This window comes from Colwellia sp. SU-HH01217, from assembly GCF_057543495.1.
In genome coordinates, this window is the sequence record NZ_BAAJLX010000016.1 from 1 (window position 1) to 21,733 (window position 21,733).

Genomic DNA, 21,733 nt, shown 5'->3' on the forward strand with positions numbered 1-21,733 from the left:
TAATTAACAGGCAAAAAATTGTTGGCTAAAATAAGGAACGAAGTGACAAAAAGCCAACTGTTTTTTGTCCTTGTTGAATTTCTTGTTAGGTTAATCTTTTGATTTCAAACGTGCTAATAAACCAGCTACTAATCCACTAATAATTCCCATAATAAGATATCTTGGAATATCCTCGTTGGATATAAAAGGAATAATAAATTTATCCGATAAATAATTTACAGCAATAATTAAGACCACGAAAAGTAAAATATTAATATCTGTTGCGATTTTTCCATTGCAACCTGGGCACCTTTTATCACTCGATAAATTATTAATTGATTTAGAAAATATACTGATTTTTTCGTCACAATGTGGACATTTCATGCGATCATCCTTGATTAACCTAACAGCTTATTAGTTAGGTAAAACCAGTGTTTAAACACGGGCTTTACCCTTCTTTCATGTTTTTTAATTATATGAACAATACATTGCTTTTTTATTTTTATCAATCAGTTAAAAATTATTCACTTAACTGGTTGATGTGTAAAAGCGTGGTTAAACCCTTCTTTCACTCAAAATAGCATTTATAAACACTTACTGTATATAAATCCAGTTAATATTTGGTTTTTTTTCATCTAAGAATTAGTTCTTTTTATAATAAAGTAATTTAAAAACAAAACTTCAGTTTACTTTTTGTTAAATGTTTTTTTGGTTCGGTATTTTTTACTTAATGCGATAAAAAGATAAATTTAGCAATAAACAAAATGGTAAGCGCCCAAACGCCGTTAGATATTTCGCTCGATTTACCTACCCCTACCTTTAAAATAGTGTAAGTGACAAAGCCAAAGGCAATACCGTTTGCAATAGAAAAGGTAAAAGCCATCATTACCGTAGTGCATACTGCAGGAGCGTACTCAGTTAAATCGTCCCAATTAAGCCCTCTTAATGAACTCATCATTAGCATGGCTACATAAATAAGCGCTCCGTTAACAGCGAAACTTGGTAACATTTGAGCAAGCGGCAGGAAAAACATGCCAACAATGAACAATATACCAATTGTTAGTGCTGTTAACCCTGTACGACCACCAACAGAAACGCCAGCAGCAGATTCAACATAAGAAGTAACCGGTGGACAACCAAAAGCGGTCCCTATAACAGACGAAATAGAGTCGGCTTTAAGCGATTTGCTTAAACCTTGAATTTTACCGCTGTTGTCTTGTAAATTGGCGCGTTCAGCCACGCCCATTAATGTGCCAGCGGTATCGAATATATTAACAAATAAAAACGTAATTATTACTGGTATTAACGCTATTTCAAAAGCGCCTATAATATCTGCTTTCCAAAAGATAGGCTCTAATGATGAGAAATCAGGCATTGCCAACATACCGTTATAACTTACAAAACCGGAAGCGGGTGCAAACGATTCTGCTGCTTTAGCAACAACAAAAAATTCAGTCGGTAGTAACAAAGTCATTAAAAATGCTATCGCTGTTGTCGCTGCAATACCAATTAATACTGCGCCAAAAACCTTACGGTAACTAAGAATGGCAATAAGTAAAAAACTTAAAAAGCCTAACGCGGGCGCTTCGGGTCCAAATTCACCAAAGCCAAAATGTGTTAAATCGGCAATAGCTAAAATGTTATCTGCATCGGGAATAATAATGCCGGTAAAACGTAAACCAATAAAACCTAAAAATAAACCAACCCCTGCTGTCATCGCTAACCGCAAGCTCATAGGAATGCTGTCTAACATCCACTTGCGCAAACTGGTCACGCTCATAAGCACAAATATTACGCCTGAAAGAAATACTGCCCCTAAGGCAACTTCCCAGCTATAGCCCATTCCACCAACGACCGAAAATGTAAAAAAAGCATTTAAACCCATTCCTGGCGCAAGCCCTACAGGCCAGTTCGCGTACAGTCCCATTAAAATTGTAGCAATGGCTGCGCCTAAACAGGTTGCCAGAAACAGGCCATCAAACGGCATTCCTGTTTTTGACATTATAATAGGGTTTAAAAACATAATGTAGGACATGGTAATAAAGGTGGTAACACCAGCCATCAGTTCTGTTTTTATCGTGGTGTTATGTGAGGATAATTTAAAAAATCGAGCTAAAAATCCGCCCTGTTCATACGTGTTATCGGTAGTTACTTCATTGGCGCCTGTATTGTCTGCTTTATCCATAATTACCGTTTCTCGTTGTTAATAAATGGGAGTATTTGTATTTTACATTATCTGTTTTTATAGAGTGGATTAACGAATACCACAACCTTTAAGTATTATTTTCGTTAACGAGTCGACAACGGCTTCGAAGTCGTCATCGTCCATTTTTTCTTTATTCAGTGCTGCCACTACTTGCACATTAAAGTCAGCATAGTGCTGTGTTGAGCTCCATATTAAAAATAATAAATGATGAGGATTAATGCTGTCTATTTTTCCTTGCTCTACCCAGTGTTGAATAACAGCGACTTTACTGTTTAACCACACTTTAAAATCGCTATTTAAATAGTCGTTTAATACAGGTGCGCCATGAATTAATTCGCTTGCAAAAATTCTTGAGCCATCTGGATCCTTCTTAGAGTGCATAACTTTAGCTCTAATATAACGACTTAATGCAGCTTTGGGTTCATTCTCATCATTTAGCGTATCGTAATCTCTGTTCCAAACCTCAATAATATTGCTAAGCAATTGCTGATACAGATCCGTTTTATCTACAAAGTAGTAATGAATATTCGCTCGTGCAATATTAGCGCGTTCAGCAATCCGCTTGATTGATGCACCTTTAAAGCCATAAGTGACAAACTCTTTTTTTGCTGCATTAAAAATAAGTGCTTTATTCTTTTGGCGAATACTTCCCTCTTTCACTACTATTTCTTTACTTACTTTACTTACTTTACTTACTTTAGTTACTGCGCTTTTTGTCACAATAAATTCCTTTTACCTCTGTTTTTAATACCGCATTGCTTAGTTACGCTAGTAATACGGTTAATCTGTTACTTACAAATTATTGGTTGCCGATTGTGCTAACCATAACGCTATTTGTTGACGCTCTTCGTCTGTCATTTTTGTTTTATTCATAAAGGGCATATCTTTAGCGTCAACAACTCTGGCTTTTATGCGTGGCGACCATTGTTTAATAGCATCAATGTCACTAAAAATAATGCCCGCTTGCGCCAATGTAAATATTTCATCGGTATTATTTGCTGAATGACAACTGCTGCAACGCTCTTCAATGATTTTCACTACTTGTTTATTGGTAATAGCAGGTTGTTTTTGCGCCGTGACAACATCAACAGATTTAGGTGCTATTGCCAATGCTAAAGCTAGGGTTGCCACAACCGAACCTACTAATATTAATGGTTTTTGTCGGCCAAAATGGCGCAAAACAAAATACTGACGAACCGCTGCGGTAATTAAAATAATCGCAACCAACACTAACCAATTTGCGCTATGGTTATAGGTCATCGGGTAATGATTAGAAATCATAATAAAGATGATAGGTAAGGTTGTATAGGTATTATGTGTTGATCGTAATTTAGCGTTTAAACCATAAGCCGGATCTGGCGCAGTACCAGCTTCAACCGCCTTAACAAGCGCCCGCTGCGATGGCATAATACCAAAAAATACATTGCCTGCCATTATAGTGCCAATAATAGCCCCCATATGCATATATGCACCTCTAGCACTAAATATTTGTGTTAATCCGTACGACAATAGCGTTGCGACGCTTATTAATATTATCCCCAAAACCATGCCATGCTTGCTGAGCTTTGTACGGACTAAAATCTCATAAACACCAACACCAATAACAATTGACCCAAGCCCTAAGACTATGGCTTGCATTTGCGTTAAATCGGCGACTCGCTTGTCAATTAAGTAAGACTCTGCGCCAACATAAAACATTAACGATAATAATAAAAATCCAGTAATCCAAGTAGTATAGGCTTCCCATTTAAACCAATGTAAAGTCGTTGGCATAGTCGGTGGCGCAAGCTTATATTTAGACACCTCATAAAAACCACCGCCATGAATCGCCCATAACTCTCCGCCAACACCTTGTTCTACTTTTTGTTGGCTAGCCGCTGTTAAATGGTTGTCTAGCCAAACAAAATAGAAGGATGCGCCTATCCAAGCAATACCGGTAATTAGATGGGCAAACCTAATAATTAAGTTCAACCATTCATTAATATACGGATCCATATTTTTCCCCAAATGTGTATTGATGAGTTTCTAAAAACTAAATGTTTACAACTTGAAACTCTTAATAATGATTTACTGTTGATAAATTCACTTACAAAGCAAAGTGGTTATTTAAACTTTTTCACCCATTATGTAGGTCGCTTTTATATGACGTTCGTCACCTAACATATTTAAAATAAATAGTTTTTCAGATAATTGTTGGCAATGACTCATTCGTCTGTCCATTAATGGAGTCGCGTGGTAGTCGAGTACCACAAAATCTGCTTCTGCACCTTGCGTAAAATTACCGATAGTGCCCTCTAGATCTAAAGCAATAGCACCACCTAATGTGGCTAAATAAAGCGATTGAAAAGGGCTTAATTTGTCGCCACGTAGTTGTTGAGTTTTATACCCTTCGTTGATTGTACTTAACATTGAAAATGTCGTACCCGCACCAATATCAGAGCCTAACCCCACATTAATATTGTGCGCTTTTGCCTGCTTAAGATTAAACAAGCCACTGCCTAAAAATAAATTTGAACTTGGACAAAAAGCAATAGCAGACTGGCTTTCGCCTAGTCGTTTACATTCATCATCGTGTAAATGTACGCCATGAGCAAAAACACTTCGACGACCTAATAATTGGTTACTATCGTAAACATCTAGATACCCCTTACTTTTTGGAAATAACGCTTTAACCCATGCAATTTCATCTTTGTTTTCACTCAAATGTGTATGCAAATATACACTGGGATGCTCGGCAAGTAACTGCCCTGCTTTTTTAAGTTGTTCGCTTGAACAGGTAGGAGCAAAACGAGGAGTTATCGCGTATTGAAGCCGATCAACCTTGTGCCATCGCTCGATTAAATCTTTAGATACCTGATAGCCAGACTCGGCAGTATCTGATAAATCGTCAGGACAGTTTTGATCCATTAATACCTTGCCACAAATCATCCGTAATTTTTTTTGCTGAGCGACGGTAAAAAATGCATCTACTGATTCTTTATGAACGGTGCCAAATACTAGGGCGGTAGTTGTACCAGCAGCTAATAATTGCGTTAAAAAAAACTCGGCAACACCTTTTGCATGTTCAAAATCACTAAATTGCTTCTCAAAAGGAAAAGTGTAGTTTTCTAACCACTCAAGTAATTGTTCCCCATAAGAGGCAATCATTTCGGTTTGAGGGTAATGCACATGGGTATCAATAAAACCCGGCATAATTAAGCTGTTTTCGTAATGAGTAATGGGTATATTTTTATCTAATTCGGGTAATAACTCTTTGGTATCGCCTATTTTCACCACAACGCCATCTTCAATAATTAGCAATCCATCTTCTATGTATTGGTAACTGTCTTTAAGCGCAACTTTATCGGGATCTGCCAAAAAGTGTAATAGCTCCCCACGAAATACTTTTAACATGTTTTTTACCTTGTTTTATTGGTTTTCTATCTTGTATATTGATTAGTTTTATCAACTAGCTAGGTTGAATAACCAAAGTGCCATCAAGGTGAAAAAGATCGCAATTATCGCCATCACCTCCTCTGTCAATAACTAAAAAGTCACTCTCATTTTCTAATGCTAAACAAAAGTGATGCCATGTTCCTTTATGGTAGTTAACCCCTTGATCACCACGGGCGATAAAAGCTTCAATTGCATTTACATCAAACTCACCAGCAGGCACCACAACCACTAAGTAAGGGTTATTCCCCATAGGAATAAATGCCTGACTACCAAAGGGGTGGCGCTCCATAGTATTAATTGTTATGGGTTGGTTTAATGGTGTTGAACGAAAAATATTAACCAACACTCGGCCATTATTATCATTAACATCAACTTGTGCTAAATCATGAAAACGTTGAGTGTAGCCATCGTTAATAGCAAAACTATTTACAGCGGTGCTCGCCTCAATAACATCGCCAAATGCAGCGAATGCTTCTGGTGTTAATGGCTTGGGTTTTAGTGTGCGAATATTTTTATTTGCCTTATCACTCATCACTTAACTACCGCGATAAGTTGAATAACCAAACGCTGATAATAACAAAGGTATATGGTAATGCGACCCCTTGTCATCTAACTGAAAAACGATATCAACATAAGGGTAAAAACCTGTTTCGTTATTTGCTGCGAAATAGCAATTTGTTTCAAAATTCATTCGGTAAATGCCTGCTGGCAGTTTACGTTCATCTGCTAATAAATTAGGTAAGCGACCGTCACTATTAGTGATTCCGCCACCTATTTTTTCCCAGTTATTCTCGTTTTGCACATATAAACTAATAGGTACATTTTGTGCGGGTAATCCTCGTGTAGTATCGAGTATATGTGTGGTAATTTGGCTCATTGTATTTCCTTAGCTTTCCCTAGGGTAAAATGATAAATTCTTAATTTGCTTTAGTAGCACCAATAACAATTACTGCTGTTTAATAAAGTGCTTTTTCGATCCGCAGTTGAAATATTTTTCGTTGTTCTTCGCTAGCATTAATTAACTCTTGTGTTCTACTGTTCTCGAGTCTGGTTTGTAAAAGATCAAACATTTCCTTAGCAGTTTTACCTGTTGCACACACAATAAAAATAAAGCCAAACTTAGCTTCATACGCTTTATTTCCAGCACACAATAGCGCAAGTACTTCTTCTGTTGCTTCTTTAACTAAGCCTTGCTCCTTGCCTGCTAGCGCTTTAGTGTGAGCATATTTGTCGCGAAGGCTATTGACGTCTCCAATTTTAGGGTGCCCTGCAAAAGCTTCTAAATAATCTGTTTCGGCTAAGTTTAACCATGCTAAGTTAGCTTTATCAGTAATCGCTTGTCGATTAGCAAAGGGGCGTGACTTAACCATAATATGGACCCACTGTGAAGAGGTACAACATTGCATAAAAAACTGTTCGGCCTGCGTTGCAGTTAACTGATTCAGTTGTTCAATATTCATATATAATTCGCTTTTAACATGCTTAATACTGTTAATGATCGGATAATTAAACCATTAGTAATTTCGTTACACTTTTCCATAGACTCTTAAACGAGAAACCCCACCGTCAGGAAAAATATTTAAACGCACATGGGTAAATTTCTGGTTGTTTTCAGGAATAATTTCACCCATAAATATATGCTCTCGATGAGCATATAGCTGTGTTTTATTAATAATAGGTTGCCACTTGTCGTCTTGGTTACCTTGCGTAAAATCGTCACTGTTTGACACTAAGCCTTCCAAGGTAAAGCTATCAGGAAAATTTCCTTTAAAATGACACGTATCCACAATCACTTTTTCAATACTCCCTTGTGCAGCAAGTTTGATAATAGACCAGTCAGGCCCTGGGTCACGGCGCCGTTTAGTTTCCCAGCCATCGCCCATATCTTTACCGCGTCCGGGCATAATTAAATTGTTTTTATCACTGAAAAACATATCGGAGACTAATAAGGCTTTCGCTCCATTTTTTATGTAAGCTAAGTCGATTAATTCACCTTCAATAAAATGACTCCAGTCAATATCAGCGTCACCATAAACACGAAAACGAGCAATACCGCCGTCAGGAAACATAGTTAATCGAACATGTGTCCAAACCGTGTTTTGATCAATTTCAAAAATATTTTGACTATGTGCATTCACTTCAACTTGGTGCAAAAGAGTATGCCATTGGGTATGCTCGTTTGGCTGTTCTTCACTTACACAAGCTTCAACTGATACTGTTTGAGGTGCGTTACCTCGAAAGTAATTGGTATCAATATCAAAACCACGAATAACGCCTTTTACCCCTAAACGAATAATACACCAATCGCCTTCAAGGCCACTTTCTTTGCGGTGTATACGCCCATAGCTACGGCGTGATTCCCAGCCATCCATCCATTTTCCGCGATCGGTAAATTTATCATCAATAAAAACACCACGACCAGACTTTAATAAGTTCTCCATTCCTGCAAAAAAGTCGTCGCTGCATTCTAATGTTTCACCCCCCATACGTTCGCTAGCTAAATCGACGTAGTTAGTTTTTAATTTAATGGCTAATTCGAGTGATTTACCCGTAAGTTTATTTTGCTGTTGCGTATCTATATCTAGCATCATAGCTTGTTTTTCCTATTCAAGATTACCCTTGGCCTTTCAATAAAGGACGCCCTTTAGTGGTATTGATAAATTCGTCTTGTTGGTAGACATGATGTCCTCGAACAAAGGTGTGAAGTACTTGTCCAAACACTTTTCTGCCTGCGTAAGGCGTAATATTATGGCGGTGTTTAATCATTTCATTAGTAATAGTGAACTCTGCATTGGGATCAAACACTAAAAAGTCAGCATGGTTGCCAAGCTTTATTGCCCCTTTTATTGACGATAACCCTGCAAAACTTGCGGTTTCATACGACATTAAACGCGCAATATCGACTAAACTAACATCGCGTTTTTTAGCTTCGGTCCAAATTAACGAAACACCAAATTGTAAAGCTGAGATACCACCCCATGCTTTTTCGATATCTCCTGTGTCGATATGTTTTAATTCAGGCGTACAAGGTGAATGGTCTGACACAATAAAACTTAAACGACCATCTTTAACAGCCTGCCATAAATGCTCGCGATTATTGTTTTCTCTAATTGGTGGACAACATTTAAACAAGGTTTTACCGTCGGGAATATCCTCCGAAGCAATTGTTAAATAATGCGGACACGTTTCAGCAGTAAAACGCAAACCTTCCGCCTTTGCTTGAGCAATAGAGTCTAATGCTTCGTCAGACGATAAATGTACAATATGAACCTTACAATTATCGCCTAAAGCTTGAGATTCTCTTGCCAGTTCCACCATAAGTGATATGGCATCGTTCTCCCATTTTTTCGGGCGTGATGCCAAAAAGCTATTGTATTTATTGGTAATTTCTACATTCTCAAAATTACCACAATCTAACTCAGCATGAATTAAATAGGGAACATTATGTTTGGCTAAAATTGGCATCGCTGCGCGAATATCTTTTGCTTCGACTTTAGGAAACTCATCAATTCCTGAATCAATTAAAAATGATTTTACCCCTAAAACTCCCGCATTAAGTAAATCGTCTAAGTCATCGATATTTTCGGGAATAACGCCTCCCCAAAAGCCACAATCCACCCATAATTTATCTTCAACTGCCGCTAGCTTTTCTTGGAACGCTTCCTTGGTGGTGGTTACAGGTATGCAATTTAGAGGCATATCAACTAGCGCGGTAATGCCTCCTGCCGCGGCGGCTTGTGTTGCTGTATTAAAACCTTCCCATTCGGTTCGTCCTGGTTCGTTTATATGCACATGCGAGTCGACTAACCCCGGCATAATAACGTAGTCACCATAATCGAGTACTTCGCAAGCTAAAGCATGTCCATAAGGATGTATGGCATGAATTAATTCATTTTTGACTTCGATACAAGCAGCTGTCATTTTACTTTTTCCGCCCTCTGCATTAGCTGCATCAATGATTACGTTCTTACTTTGTAAAGCAAAATGTGACACTTTCAGGCTCCTGTATTTTTAAGCGGCTTGTGTTAAAACTGTTAACTCGCGAAACACTTACGTTAATAAAAACTGACATTAAAATTCATCTGTTGTGAGTAGTTGTTTAAATTCTTTCCAGTAAACACCTTGTTGTGAACTAGGACGGGAGCGATCATTACTTGGCGATCTCTTTAGGTTATTTTCAACCGCTTGTTGGCTTTGATAAACATTTATAATTTGCGCAGCAACAGAAACCGCAACTTCCATAGGTAGCTTTCCGCCAACGCTTGATAACCCAATAGGGCAGCTCATGCGTGCTACTTGTTTTGGGTCTATGTCTCGATGTTTATATCGTTGTTGAAAGCGACGCCATTTGGTATCCGAAGCAATTAAACCTAAGTAGCTAAAGTCACTGCGTTTTAAAATGGCCTGCGATATATCGAAATCTAATTGGTGGTTATGTGTCATTACAATGTAATAGCTATTCTCAGGCATGTTAGCCACTTCAAGTTCTGGTGCTTCGCTGACGACTTTATTAACATGACTACTGACATTAACTGGAAATTGCGACTCTCTGCTATCTACCCAAGTAATTTTACAAGGCAGTTGCGTTAAAATTGGCATTAGGGCTTTGCCAACATGCCCTGCGCCAAACAACATAATGTTGACACCAACAGCAGCAAAACTTTCAAATAACACGCTTGCACTACCTCCACAGCATTGTCCTAAATTAGCGCCTAATTGAAAGTGCTCTAATTGCTGACTGTTCTCTCCTTTGTCCAACAGCTTATGCGCATGTTTAATGACTTTATGTTCAAGGTGTCCCCCACCGATAGTGTCATATATTTGATCTTTGCTAATCACCATTTTAGTACCGCTATTTCTTGGGGTAGATCCAGACACACCCACTAGCGTAACTAATACATAAGCACAACCTTGCTTGCTTAAATGATAAATAGCATTGTTCCAGTTATTGGTTATTACCGGTGTCATTACTGCTTTCTCGCTTTTGCTTGTTTTTTTATCTTTTCTACCGCCCAGAGCACGCGTTCAGGCGTTGCAGGTGTATCAAGCGCGGGGCTTAGTTTATAATCGGCAAGACTAGATATCGCATCTTTAAGGGCACACCAAACTGACATGCCTAACATAAACGGAGGCTCGCCTACTGCCTTTGAATTATAAATAGTGTGTTCGCGATTAGGTGCATCGGGGACTAAAGCAACACGAAAATCTTGTGGGGTATCGTTAATTGCAGGAATTTTGTAAGTAGCTGGATTATTGGAAAGTAAGCGACCTGTGTTATCCCACACAAGTTCTTCAGTGGTTAACCATCCCATGCCTTGGATAAAAGCGCCTTCGATTTGACCAAGATCAATTGCTGGATTAATAGAGTGACCGACATCTTGTAATATATCAGTGCGTAAAGTTTTGTATTCTCCTGTAAGTGTATCAATAATCACTTCAGAGACGGCCGCACCTGTTGCATAATAAAAAAATGGACGGCCTTTGCCACTGGCACGATCGAAATAAATTTTAGGTGTTTTGTAAAAACCTGTCGATGAAAGCGATACACGCGCCATATAAGCAATTTGTGAAAACTCAGCAAAACTAAACGTTTGTTCGCCAACCATAACAGTATTATTTTTAAACGTAACTTGCTGCGCAGTGACTTGATATTGTTCGCAGGCAAAATCAATTAACCGTTGTTTAATAATCTTGGCTGCCACTTGTGCGGCTTTACCATTAAGATCGGTTCCAGAAGACGCTGCTGTTGGCGATGTGTTGGGGACTTTGTCTGTACGTGCTGAAGAAATAGCGACAGATTCAACATCAACTTGAAATTCTTGAGCAACAATTTGGGCAACTTTTGTATTTAATCCCTGCCCCATTTCACAACCACCATGACTAAGATGAATCGTGCCATCGGTATAAACATGAACTAGTGCCCCTGCCTGATTTAAATGCTGAACAGTAAAAGAAATACCAAACTTAACAGGTGTTAAAGCGATGCCTTTTTTTAAAATCTTATTGTTTGAATTGAATTCAAGAATAGATTTTCGACGAGCCTGATAATCAGCACTATTTTCTAGGGTATTAATAATATAATTTAAATTATTGTGTTCAACTTTTTGATGGTAATGCGTAGTATTTCGGCTAAGTTTATTTGATTTTTGAGTACCGCTATTCACTTCATTTCCGATAGCGCTCTCATCATCGTATAAGTTTATTTTCCTAACAGCTAAAGGATCTTCACCTAAGTATCGAGCAATATCATCCATCACCATTTCAATAGTCATCATGCCTTGTGGGCCGCCAAAGCCCCTAAAAGCAGTATGAGAAACCGTGTTAAGCTTACATCGGTTTCCGGTGATCTTTGCCTGATCTAAATAATACGCATTGTCTGAGTGAAACATCGCTCTGTCGACAATCGCATCAGATAAGTCTGGCGAATATCCACAATTGCCATTTACTTCAATATTAATACCTTGTATTTGGCCTTCATCGTTAAAACCAACGGTATAGTTATTTTCAAAAGGGTGGCGTTTTCCTGTCATAACCATATCGTCGATACGCGCCAATTTAAATTTAACAGGAGATTGGGTAATATTAGCAAGTAAAGCAGCAATACAAGCCCACGGAGCCGCCTGAGTTTCTTTACCACCAAACCCTCCTCCCATACGGCGCATATCAACAACGACTTTATTCAGTGGTATGGCTAACACCTCTGCAACTAACTTTTGTACTTCGCTTGGGTGTTGCGAGGAGGTATAAATTTCCATACCGCCATCTTCTGTTGGTACAGCCGTAGAGACTTGCCCTTCTAAGTACATGTGCTCTTGGCCACCTACGGCAATCTCTCCTGACAATTGGTGTTTAGCCTTAGCAATTGCTGAGTCTGAATCGCCGCGTTTCATTGTCATTGGAGGTCTAACAAAGCTTTGTTTTGCTAGAGCCTCTTTTATCGATAACACAGCTTCGTGTGTTTGGTACTCAATTTTAGCTAATTTAACGGCTTTTCGAGCAAGTTCGTAACTCGTTGCAGCAACAGCAAAAATAGGCTGTCCTACATACTCAACCTTGCCAATGGCAAGTACTGGGTCGCCAGGAAATACTGGACCAATGTCGGTATGGCCAGGCACATCATCAACAGTAATAACACTAATAACGCCTTGCGATGATCTTACCGCTGATAAATCCATTGAAATAATGGTTGCGTGCGCCTGTTCAGATTTACCTACGGCGGCGTGTAATTCACCTCGAAGTGCTGGTCTATCATCAACATAAAGAGCTTCGCCTGCCACTTGCTTGTCTGCGCTTTCATGTTTTATCGAACGCCCAACACCACCGAGTTCAGGTTTAATGCGAGCTTGCTTATGGCAATTAGCATTACCGTTAATGTTTTCTATGTTAGTGAGGCTACGCATAATTAACCACCCGTGTTTCAATTATCGACGAGCTTAATTCTAGATAGCATTTTTCAAGCAGGTTTTGTGCTACTTTCATTCGATATTCATCTGATGCACGCACATCTGTCATTGGCTTAAAGTCTTGGTTAAGTGCTAATTTTGATTGTTCAATTGAGGACATATCAAAAGAGCCGTTTAATAATGCAGCTTCGGCTGTTAAGGCCCGTTTGGGGATCGCTGCCATCCCTCCAAAAGCTAGTCGTGCAGTGATCACTCTGTGTTGATTATCTTGTTCAATAAAAAATGCAGCCAATACTGCAGATATATCATCGTCAAGGCGTTTAGATATTTTATAAAGTTTGAGGCTTTGGCCCTTCTGAGGTTTTGGTATTTGAATAGTTTTTATAAATTCGGACGATTGAAGCACGGTTTTTTTATAATCGATAAAGTAGTCTTCGACTAATATTGTTCGCTCTGTGCCATTTTTATGTAAAGTTACAGTAGCTCCTAATGCAATAAGAGCCGGAGGCATATCACCAATAGGCGAGGCGTTGCCAATATTTCCTCCTAAAGTGCCTGTGTTGCGAACCTGTTTAGAGCCAATACGCTCAATCATGTCACCAAAATCAGGGTAATAGTGCTGTAAGGTTTTAATAAATTGGCTATAAGGAAGTGCAGAGCCAAGTAGAATGTCAGTATCGGTTTCTTCAATTTGAGTTAGCTCTTTTACATTGCCTACATAAACAAGGTGATCGATACTTGCTAAGTTTTGCGTCACTGATAGGGCTAAGTCAGTGCCTCCTGCAACTATGGTTGAAGATGGCTTTTTAACTAGTTCAATGGCTAATTCATCAATATTTTTAGGGGCGACATAACAATGATTATTACCTGTTAATTGAGGCATGGGTAACTGTTGAAGCTCGCTTAATGTAGCAATTGTTTGTTGATAATGCTTAGCAAATGAATCTTTTTCAGTATTTTTACTTTCGGTGGTCGCCGCTTCAATAATTGAACGATACCCTGTACATCGACATAAATTACCCGCTAATGCTTCAAGTACCTCTGCGCGCTCTGGTGCTTGGTTGTGCTTGTGCAATGCAAAGGAGGACATCACAAAACCTGGAGTACAAAAACCACATTGAGTTCCATGATTATCAATTATAGCCTGCTGAACATGATGCAGCTTCCCCTTCTCTTTTAAATCTTCTACGGTAATTAACTGTTTGCCATGCAAGTTACCTACAAAGGTTATACAAGCATTAATTGCCTGATAGTTTAATTGTTCAGCATTGGCAGTTAACTCTGCAATTACAACGGTACACGCACCGCAGTCACCCGAAGCGCAACCTTCTTTTGTGCCCGATTTAAATTTAACTTCTCGAAGGTAATTCAATACTGTTAAGTTGGGGTCTATATTTTCTATCGATACAAGATCGTTGTTCAATAAAAAACGAACGGTATTTGTGGTCATAATCATTTCCGGAGTTCGGCCAATAAACTCGTGTGCGCTCAGGCTGAGCATGTCTATATTTATCAAATTAATATAACAGAATAAAAACCTGACACAAGTGTCAAATTTTCAAGATATAGTATTTAATGCCAATATCATTAGTTTAGTGGTCTACTCTTCACCGCAGATAACACGCAGATAACACGCAGATAAAATAACCGAGTAGCTGGCTATTTTAGCCAGTAGAAATAATCACTTCGTTAGTGAAATTGGTATAACTTAGCTAAAAAGCTTCAAACAACAAAAACAATCCAAAAGCTCAATATCATTTGGGCTGCTTTAATTGTTGTAGATAATTACGATTTAGCCAGTAAATAAACTAACTAAGAATGAAATAAACTAACTAAGAATGAAATAAACTAATGTTAGATTGATAAAGAGTTTTTTAAGAACCGCTTTAAAGGCCCTTAAAGATAGGTGTGACTTGCGGGTAGCATCTTGCGGGTAAAATCTCGTGATTTTCAGAACTGATGCTAAGGTATTATTTGAGATATTGCATTAATTCATAGACATAACGATAAATTAAACTTAGCGTATTAAAAATAATTAGCGACGACTTTTATGATCGAGCCACAACAGCGTACATCCCATAAATAATAACAACCAAAGCACCGTTTTATTGATAGGTGTCGAGGTGTTAATTGCGCTTTTAGCTACAGCATAGCTCATAGCTTTTTTCGTCGCTTTATGGGTTAATGATTGTTGCCAAGTGGCCCAATCTTGATAGCTATAACTGTACAACCATCGATGATCAAGTAATTGATTCTTGGCATCGTTCAGCTCAAGCGCCATCCAACCTTTTTGCTCTGGCCAAATATAACCACACACTTTATGTTTTTCTGCAATGTTAGCAGATAAATAAAGCTGAGGAGATGATACCCCTTGACCAACATTTACAGATGATTGCGTTGCAATTGCACACTGCAAGCTTTGTACATTAGTATGATTAAGCGTGTTTTTTGTCTGCGGCAACCAATAACTTTGTTGATTATTTCTTGATATTTTGGCAATGAGATACTGCCAAAGCTGACTATAAACAAGCGCTTGTTCTTGACGGGTTAAGCTATAGCTTTGGTTAAATAAAGACAGTGCAATATTGCCCATGACCTTTTGTTTAGTAGCAACGATAACTTGTTGTTGATTGCCTTTTACTAACACCTCGCCTTGTTCGACATTAAGTGTCGCTAGCATAATTTTTAACGGTGACATTGTTGAGCCATTGACCCAAAACAATTGTTGTACCTCTTTATGTGTTTTAAGGTCAGCACCAGATAAACTAAAGCCTTTTAGTAATGTGTTAATTACTTTTGAACCGATATCATTAGAAGATTCAGCCGAAAGGTTTTTCGACAAAGCTGCTATTAAACTTGAGTCAACCATGACATAAAGACCTAGCCCCTTTTCTATTGCTGCTGTTAATACCGATACTTCATGTTCAGATAATCCAAGTAAACCTCGACCGTCAATAACCAATAGGTCAAATTGTGCTAAAAGCGCCAGATCAAAGTTATTGGCATTAATTACACTTTTTTCACGAACGTTTAATTTCTGACTGATGGTTTTCTCTTTCGAAATTTGAGTTTGCACTACCACCATAGCTCCCTGCTCTGTGAGTAAGTTTTTCAATTGTCGTGTTTCAAATGAGGGAGATGATTGCCTGATCAGTAATTTTACTAGCGGATCTTTTTTCACACTTACGGCGACATGTTCTTGGCTAATTACTTGCTCCAAATTATTAATAACCTTTAAGGTGTAAACAAAGTTACCTTGAGTTTTAATTTGAGTTTGTAAGGTGAATTTTTCATCTGCTTTGACTCTTTCACTAGCCACTTTTTTATCAAAAGGATCGAACAGTGCTATTTCTACAATATTATGTTTCGCCAGAGTTGACGGGGCATTTTGCTCGCCCTGCTGATAGGCCCCTTCAACAATAAAGGGTTGACCTAGGACGAGTTCTTTTTGCCAACTGCCTTCAATTAAGCCAAGCAATTTGGGGCTAGGATAAAAATCTATTGAGCTATTTTCTAACAAGTTAAGCTGCTGATGCGTTAACCCATTGCCATATATAGATAAATTTGCCATTTGTTGTTGATCGATGGGCAATTGCTCAATTGCTTTTATAGTAATTACGTCCTTAGGTAAACTTTTAAGATCTACCGCTTTAAAAGCACTATCGTTTATTTCGTTATCATCTATTAGTAAATAAACCTCTTTAATATTATTAAAGTTTAAAGATTCTATTTGTTGTTGGGTAACACCTGGCGTTAGCAAAACAGTCTGTTGCACTTGGCTACCTATTTTATTAATTGGTAGTGCTAAGGCAAACAACAGCAACATAACGCCAACATTAATACTTGTTATATACACAAAATAACGTTTAGGTTTCGCACCAAGTTGAACAATATTTCTATAAGCACCATAACTAATAATCAGAGTTATCAAACTCGCAAGGACAAAAAGCCAAAGCCAGCTTTTAGTTGGGATTAATAGTTGCCAACTGTCTAAAAAAGTAAAGGTCATTTAGTTTGCTCCAAATACTCACCATAGTGCTGCAATAAAGTATTACCATCAAAATAATTAGATTGATGAGTTGTTGGTTGGCTTAATTGAGGCGTTATTAATTGCCATAATTTATTTTTTAAATGAAATATACACTGCTGACAATCGGGAATTTGCAAACTGTTCGCCAAACTAATTTTTTCAATAGTGCCGAGTGCAGTAATTAAACTTGGGCGCTTATTAAGTAACTTACTGATAACTTCTTTGGCAGCGTTTAAACTGTCTTGTTGCTGTTTTGATAAAGAAGCTGAGTATGAGTTAACGTTATTGGTTAAGCCGTTGTTGCCCTTACTATCGACATAAACAGAGTCTCGTTTATTGGTTTGGTTAAGCATTTGAAAAAAAGTGCTGAGTATTTGATTATCAGAAGGTGGTAATAAAATATCCTCTTCTTTTTGATAACTAAGGATCTCATCAAGCTCTCCTTGGTATCGTCGTTGTTCGCTTACCGGTGGTGGTTCAAAACCTAAGCGTTTAACATAAATACGCTCTGCTTTTTTAGCCATATTTAAGAACTTTAGTGCTTGTTGCTCATAAGGCAAAGCTTTTTCAGGCTCAGACAACATTAAATGTGACTCAGCTTGCCACATATTAGCGATCGATCGTTTCATTAACGCTTTAGGATCTTCTTTGTTGATTATTCCGATATCGGCATCGCCATGATTATGACCAAATCGCGCCCTTTGCTCGGTATAACCGGAGCGATCTGTACCAAAATTTTTCATTTCAAAACTGTCTGAAACAGCTTCGTGGTGATGATGACTTTCTACAAGTTCAGCTGGTTCTTCGACATGTTCATTCCCGTGTTCTTCTTCAAGGTTTTCTTCATGATCATCTTCTTGTTCATCATCGTGATGCACATCATGAGTAATTGCCGCATTCTCAAGATTACCCGACTCAACTTCATCACCTAAATACTGGCCATATCTTTCTTTTAGGCTACTTTGAGCCACACCCAATAACTCCGAGGTTTCAGCAAACTTCTCAGGAGTTAATTGTTTTTTATCATCAATCAGCTCAAGTGTTTCAATAATAATTTGTCGTTGGCTTTTAAAGTACTCAGGCATAAAATCAATTAACACTCCGCTTGACAACACATCTTGTTCTTCATCTTCAAGCCAGCGAATTATTTTAGTAGACGAACGAGTTAATTGTGCCTTAGGTGTTTTGTTATCCCAAGCTTTAACAGTAAAATATAACTCATCTCCTGGCGCCATACCTAATTCATCCAGTCGCCATTGTTTTGTATATAAATCAGCTTTATCCCCTTGTTTTTCTTTATCAAAACTAAACGTTTGATCCCTAAATTTCACTGATTCACCAGACCCCTTTGCAATGGAGGCAAGTATTTCAACTTTTGAAAGTGCAAAGTCATCGCTAATGCTCACTTGTGTATTAAAACGAGGGATAGCATTTTTGGCAATTTCACTAATGGTACTTTTAGGCGTGATAATACGTAATTTAGGTGCGGTATCTTGGGTCACTGTTAGGGTATGCACAGAAGTAAACGTTTGATCTATTGATACAATTTTATACAAACTGGTATGATTAATATTGTGCTGTGCAATAAAATCGCCATTCGCTTGTTTTTCTAGCGCGACTTCTAAACCATCAGAAAAAATGAGCTTGTATGAAAGCTTAGTATGAGAAAATGTGAGTCGCCAAGTAACTAATGAACCTTCTATAAGCGAAATATCTAAATTATCGGTATCAACGCTAGCTTGTTGAGTATAAGCCGGAGCATCAACAGTAACCTGACGAGATTGTAATAGTATTTTAGCCTGAGAACGTTCAGTTAATTGCTCGTTTACTATGGGTAAATATTGCGTTTCTAACAATGCCTTGTTAGTGAGAAAGTGTAAGGTAAAGCAAAATAATATGACACTTATACAACTATATAAAAAAGCAGACTTTACTTTGGGTTTAGGGATAATTTCTTCAGAGCTTTTAACAATATGAGCTAAAGATATTAAGACTCTTTGTTGTTGAAGTTTTTGTAAAACATTAAGTTGCTCTCGCTTTTTAATGACTAATTGAGCACTTTCATTTAATTGTGGGAATTGGCGATTAAGGTGAAAAAGAATATTTTCATCATTTATTGCACGATAGCCCGCCGACTTAATTAAATATAAATAAACAAAACTGCTAGTTAAACCAAACACACCAAGTGCAAAAATAAAGGCATTGGGCTGTTCTAACATCAATAAATAAACAATAAAACTAATCGATAACACTACCGGGAGTGCTTGGCTCATTTGCTCAATAAAAAATCGTCGTTTAAAACCTGTCGTTAACTGTTGCAATAACAGAGTAATGTGCGATGACGTTAACCCCTCTCGTGCAGCTTTATTTAATTGATTAAGCAAAGTCATTATTTACCCTTAGATGTAAGTAAAACTTTGCTACGGGAATACTCAGAAAGCAAACGTTCAAGCATCCATAGAACAATCATTACAATAAATAAATTAAAATACCCTTTTGTCTCGTTTTGTCCGTGTTGTCCGTGTTGATTATTAGCGAAATCACTCAGTTGAGCACTTCTAGAGTTATCTTCTTGATTAATATCAGCTTTAAAATAGTTAGGCTGTGTGATTTGTCGTTTGGTTAAACGATTACGGGCAGTTAAATAGCTTTGTTGTTGCGGCTCTACTAATCGATTTAATAACAATTGAGGAAAGTAATTTTGTGTTAATAACGCTAACCATTGATCATCAAAAACCAATAAAGATATCCCTTCATTACTTAATTGTGTGATGTTTTGAGGTGTCGATTGTTGGGCCAGATAAATAATCCAATCAGGTGCTTCCCCTAACTTATCATCAAAAAACGCTAAAGGAGTTTTTTGGCTATACTGCTGATAATTAACATAACTAATCGTTATTTGTGTGAACTGCTGTGAGATGATGCTTAACGCTTTGCTAAGTTTGGCATTAACTCGCTCAGCATCTTTTTTACCAAAGTTGTCTATAACAACAATGTGTAATGGCGCAACCTCCTCTACGTTAAAAAGATCATTATTTGTCGGGGTTATGGGAAGAATGTGCCATTGAATATCTGCCTTTAATGAAAGTTTATCGCCAGAAAATTGATTTAATCGGTCTGTTGTATAAATGACAAAATGTTTAACTTCGGAGTTATCACGAATAACTTGATCGAGCATCGCCCATAAATTTATTTGTGTCGTGTGTTTTAATTGATGAGCAGGAGTTGAGGTTTTCTTCCAGTTTAATATGGCTTGTGCTGTTAAAGTTTGAGTGTTTCTATTTAAACTGTCGTTAAATGATGGGGTTAATAAATAAATTAGCGTGTCATTGCCCGTATCATTTTTCACTATCGATTTTTTTTCAATTACATTAGTCAGAAATTGTTTTTTGTCTTCTTCAGTTGAGGTATTTAACCAATCTTCAGTAACAAACAGCATCGTCTCTTGGGGTTTTTGATCGAACGATAAATATAACTGAGCTAAAAATAATACCGAAACAATCATTAATAACAATCTCAGTACAAGCAAAAGTCGGTCAACTAAACGCAATTGTGTCATTTTAATTGGCTTGGTTTTCTTAATAAACGTTAAACTGCCAAAAGCAACAAGGCGACCTTTGCTTTTACTGAAAATATGAATAGCTATCGGAACAATAATTGAGAGCAATGCCCAAAGCAGTATCGGTGATTGAAATCCCCAGGTTAATGCTGTCATTTAACGGATCACCTTTTTTCTCGCGTTAAGAAAAGTAAATAGCGTATCGTTTAATGGTTGATCAATATTGGTTGGCACGTACTGTACGCGGTGTTTGATTAATTTACTTTTTAACTGGTCATTATAAGCTTGACGCTCAGCAAGGTAATCGTCTTTAACTTGTTCAGCTGACACTAATCGCTGCTCTTTAGTTTCGAGATCTTCAAAACGAATAGCACCGGTAAACGGAAAATCAATTTCATCATGACTTGATAAATGAAAACTGATCACCTCTGTACGATCATTCGCTAAGTTAATAGCTAATTGAGATATTTCATCATGTTGTTGATGGAAATCACTTAATAGGATAATTAAGCCATTTTTTCTAAGTGAGCTCAATTGGTGCTTAACTTGTTCTATTTCTGGAAATGTTCCGTTTGGTTGTATTTGCGTCAGCTCAATTAAAAGCTTTTGCCAATGTCGCTCACCTGCATAAGCGGGCGTAAATTGACTTTTACCTGACGATAAAGCGAGTAAGCCAACACTGTCTCCTTGTTTTTGTGCTAAATAAGCCATAGTAGCAATTAAATACTGACTGTACTTAAGTTTACTCCATACACGTTCTTCAGATGCCTCATTAGAATCTTGTGATGTCGAGCGTCGAGATTTTTTATTACTTTTGTTAGCATGTTGACTATTCGCTTGCAGCATTGACTCACTACAATCGAGCACAAACCAGACGTTAATTTCACTTTCTCGTTCAGCTTCTCTCACAAAGTATCGATCTGAACGGGCAAAGAGTTTCCAGTCAATTTTTGATAATTCATCACCAGGTTCATAAACACGATACTGGCTAAATTCAATACCAACACCTCTTTGTCTACTATCGTGCAGTCCTTGTAAAAAGCCATGGGCAAGGGTTTTTGCAACCAAAGGTAAGTCTTTTACTCGTGACAATGTTTTAGGATCAATAAATTGCGTCATAA

Annotated in this window: 17 protein-coding genes; all 17 read right to left on the reverse strand. The window is 37.7% G+C overall.

Annotation, left to right across the window (positions count from 1 at the left end):
* Nucleotides 1-90 precede the first annotated feature (90 nt).
* Nucleotides 91-363, reverse strand: coding sequence for a hypothetical protein (locus AC27G3_RS15930; RefSeq protein ID WP_487123244.1), 273 nt, complete (start codon nucleotides 361-363; stop codon nucleotides 91-93).
* Nucleotides 364-706: 343 nt separating this feature from the next.
* Nucleotides 707-2,164, reverse strand: a complete 1,458-nt coding sequence (locus AC27G3_RS15935) for an NCS2 family permease (protein ID WP_487123245.1) — start codon at nucleotides 2,162-2,164, stop codon at nucleotides 707-709.
* Nucleotides 2,165-2,233: 69 nt separating this feature from the next.
* Nucleotides 2,234-2,905, reverse strand: coding sequence for a TetR family transcriptional regulator C-terminal domain-containing protein (locus AC27G3_RS15940; protein WP_487123247.1), 672 nt, complete (start codon nucleotides 2,903-2,905; stop codon nucleotides 2,234-2,236).
* 72 nt (nucleotides 2,906-2,977) lie between these two features.
* Complete coding sequence (locus AC27G3_RS15945) at nucleotides 2,978-4,180, reverse strand: urate hydroxylase PuuD (RefSeq protein ID WP_487123249.1); 1,203 nt, start codon at nucleotides 4,178-4,180, stop codon at nucleotides 2,978-2,980.
* Between the two features lie 111 nt (nucleotides 4,181-4,291).
* Nucleotides 4,292-5,578 (reverse strand): guanine deaminase, encoded by a 1,287-nt coding sequence (guaD, locus tag AC27G3_RS15950; protein ID WP_487123251.1) that lies wholly within the window; start codon nucleotides 5,576-5,578, stop codon nucleotides 4,292-4,294.
* Between the two features lie 55 nt (nucleotides 5,579-5,633).
* Nucleotides 5,634-6,152 carry an ureidoglycolate lyase gene (locus tag AC27G3_RS15955; RefSeq protein WP_487123253.1) on the reverse strand — a complete coding sequence of 173 codons (519 nt, stop codon included), beginning with the start codon at nucleotides 6,150-6,152 and terminating at the stop codon, nucleotides 5,634-5,636.
* A gap of 3 nt (nucleotides 6,153-6,155) precedes the next feature.
* Nucleotides 6,156-6,497 (reverse strand): hydroxyisourate hydrolase, encoded by a 342-nt coding sequence (uraH, locus tag AC27G3_RS15960; RefSeq protein ID WP_487123255.1) that lies wholly within the window; start codon nucleotides 6,495-6,497, stop codon nucleotides 6,156-6,158.
* Nucleotides 6,498-6,576: 79 nt separating this feature from the next.
* Entirely contained in the window at nucleotides 6,577-7,080 is a 504-nt protein-coding gene (uraD, locus tag AC27G3_RS15965) for a 2-oxo-4-hydroxy-4-carboxy-5-ureidoimidazoline decarboxylase (RefSeq protein WP_487123257.1), read from the reverse strand.
* Nucleotides 7,081-7,146: 66 nt separating this feature from the next.
* Complete coding sequence (alc, locus tag AC27G3_RS15970) at nucleotides 7,147-8,211, reverse strand: allantoicase (protein WP_487123259.1); 1,065 nt, start codon at nucleotides 8,209-8,211, stop codon at nucleotides 7,147-7,149.
* A gap of 22 nt (nucleotides 8,212-8,233) precedes the next feature.
* Nucleotides 8,234-9,613, reverse strand: a complete 1,380-nt coding sequence (allB, locus tag AC27G3_RS15975) for an allantoinase AllB (protein WP_487123261.1) — start codon at nucleotides 9,611-9,613, stop codon at nucleotides 8,234-8,236.
* Between the two features lie 78 nt (nucleotides 9,614-9,691).
* The gene (gene xdhC, locus AC27G3_RS15980; RefSeq protein WP_487123263.1) at nucleotides 9,692-10,588 is read right to left on the reverse strand and encodes a xanthine dehydrogenase accessory protein XdhC; all 897 of its coding nucleotides are present in this window, start codon (nucleotides 10,586-10,588) and stop codon (nucleotides 9,692-9,694) included.
* Nucleotides 10,588-13,020 carry a xanthine dehydrogenase molybdopterin binding subunit gene (gene xdhB / locus AC27G3_RS15985; RefSeq protein WP_487123265.1) on the reverse strand — a complete coding sequence of 811 codons (2,433 nt, stop codon included), beginning with the start codon at nucleotides 13,018-13,020 and terminating at the stop codon, nucleotides 10,588-10,590. The genes xdhC and xdhB overlap by 1 nt, the downstream gene beginning before the upstream one ends.
* Complete coding sequence (gene xdhA, locus AC27G3_RS15990; protein WP_487123266.1) at nucleotides 13,013-14,473, reverse strand: xanthine dehydrogenase small subunit; 1,461 nt, start codon at nucleotides 14,471-14,473, stop codon at nucleotides 13,013-13,015. The genes xdhB and xdhA overlap by 8 nt, the downstream gene beginning before the upstream one ends.
* 585 nt (nucleotides 14,474-15,058) lie before the next feature.
* Nucleotides 15,059-17,032 carry a hypothetical protein gene (locus AC27G3_RS15995; RefSeq protein WP_487123268.1) on the reverse strand — a complete coding sequence of 658 codons (1,974 nt, stop codon included), beginning with the start codon at nucleotides 17,030-17,032 and terminating at the stop codon, nucleotides 15,059-15,061.
* A complete protein-coding gene (locus AC27G3_RS16000; RefSeq protein ID WP_487123270.1) occupies nucleotides 17,029-19,443 on the reverse strand; it encodes a hypothetical protein in 2,415 nt (804 codons plus the stop codon). The genes AC27G3_RS15995 and AC27G3_RS16000 overlap by 4 nt, the downstream gene beginning before the upstream one ends.
* Complete coding sequence (locus AC27G3_RS16005; protein ID WP_487123272.1) at nucleotides 19,443-20,768, reverse strand: BatA domain-containing protein; 1,326 nt, start codon at nucleotides 20,766-20,768, stop codon at nucleotides 19,443-19,445. The genes AC27G3_RS16000 and AC27G3_RS16005 overlap by 1 nt, the downstream gene beginning before the upstream one ends.
* The gene (locus AC27G3_RS16010) at nucleotides 20,769-21,731 is read right to left on the reverse strand and encodes a DUF58 domain-containing protein (protein WP_487123274.1); all 963 of its coding nucleotides are present in this window, start codon (nucleotides 21,729-21,731) and stop codon (nucleotides 20,769-20,771) included. It lies immediately after the preceding gene.
* Nucleotides 21,732-21,733: the final 2 nt, after the last annotated feature.

What these genes read in the sequence shown, in the direction of transcription:
- AC27G3_RS16010 (WP_487123274.1), bottom strand. Translation starts at nt 21,731, where the DNA reads ATGACGCAATTTATTGATCCTAAAACATTGTCACGAGTAAAAGACTTA.
- AC27G3_RS15955 (WP_487123253.1), bottom strand. Translation starts at nt 6,152, where the DNA reads ATGAGTGATAAGGCAAATAAAAATATTCGCACACTAAAACCCAAGCCA.
- xdhC (WP_487123263.1), bottom strand. Translation starts at nt 10,588, where the DNA reads ATGACACCGGTAATAACCAATAACTGGAACAATGCTATTTATCATTTA.
- AC27G3_RS16005 (WP_487123272.1), bottom strand. Translation starts at nt 20,768, where the DNA reads ATGACAGCATTAACCTGGGGATTTCAATCACCGATACTGCTTTGGGCA.
- AC27G3_RS15930 (WP_487123244.1), bottom strand. Translation starts at nt 363, where the DNA reads ATGAAATGTCCACATTGTGACGAAAAAATCAGTATATTTTCTAAATCA.
- AC27G3_RS16000 (WP_487123270.1), bottom strand. Translation starts at nt 19,443, where the DNA reads ATGACTTTGCTTAATCAATTAAATAAAGCTGCACGAGAGGGGTTAACG.
- uraD (WP_487123257.1), bottom strand. Translation starts at nt 7,080, where the DNA reads ATGAATATTGAACAACTGAATCAGTTAACTGCAACGCAGGCCGAACAG.
- AC27G3_RS15935 (WP_487123245.1), bottom strand. Translation starts at nt 2,164, where the DNA reads ATGGATAAAGCAGACAATACAGGCGCCAATGAAGTAACTACCGATAAC.
- xdhA (WP_487123266.1), bottom strand. Translation starts at nt 14,473, where the DNA reads ATGACCACAAATACCGTTCGTTTTTTATTGAACAACGATCTTGTATCG.
- guaD (WP_487123251.1), bottom strand. Translation starts at nt 5,578, where the DNA reads ATGTTAAAAGTATTTCGTGGGGAGCTATTACACTTTTTGGCAGATCCC.
- uraH (WP_487123255.1), bottom strand. Translation starts at nt 6,497, where the DNA reads ATGAGCCAAATTACCACACATATACTCGATACTACACGAGGATTACCC.
- AC27G3_RS15995 (WP_487123268.1), bottom strand. Translation starts at nt 17,032, where the DNA reads ATGACCTTTACTTTTTTAGACAGTTGGCAACTATTAATCCCAACTAAA.
- AC27G3_RS15945 (WP_487123249.1), bottom strand. Translation starts at nt 4,180, where the DNA reads ATGGATCCGTATATTAATGAATGGTTGAACTTAATTATTAGGTTTGCC.
- xdhB (WP_487123265.1), bottom strand. Translation starts at nt 13,020, where the DNA reads ATGCGTAGCCTCACTAACATAGAAAACATTAACGGTAATGCTAATTGC.
- alc (WP_487123259.1), bottom strand. Translation starts at nt 8,211, where the DNA reads ATGATGCTAGATATAGATACGCAACAGCAAAATAAACTTACGGGTAAA.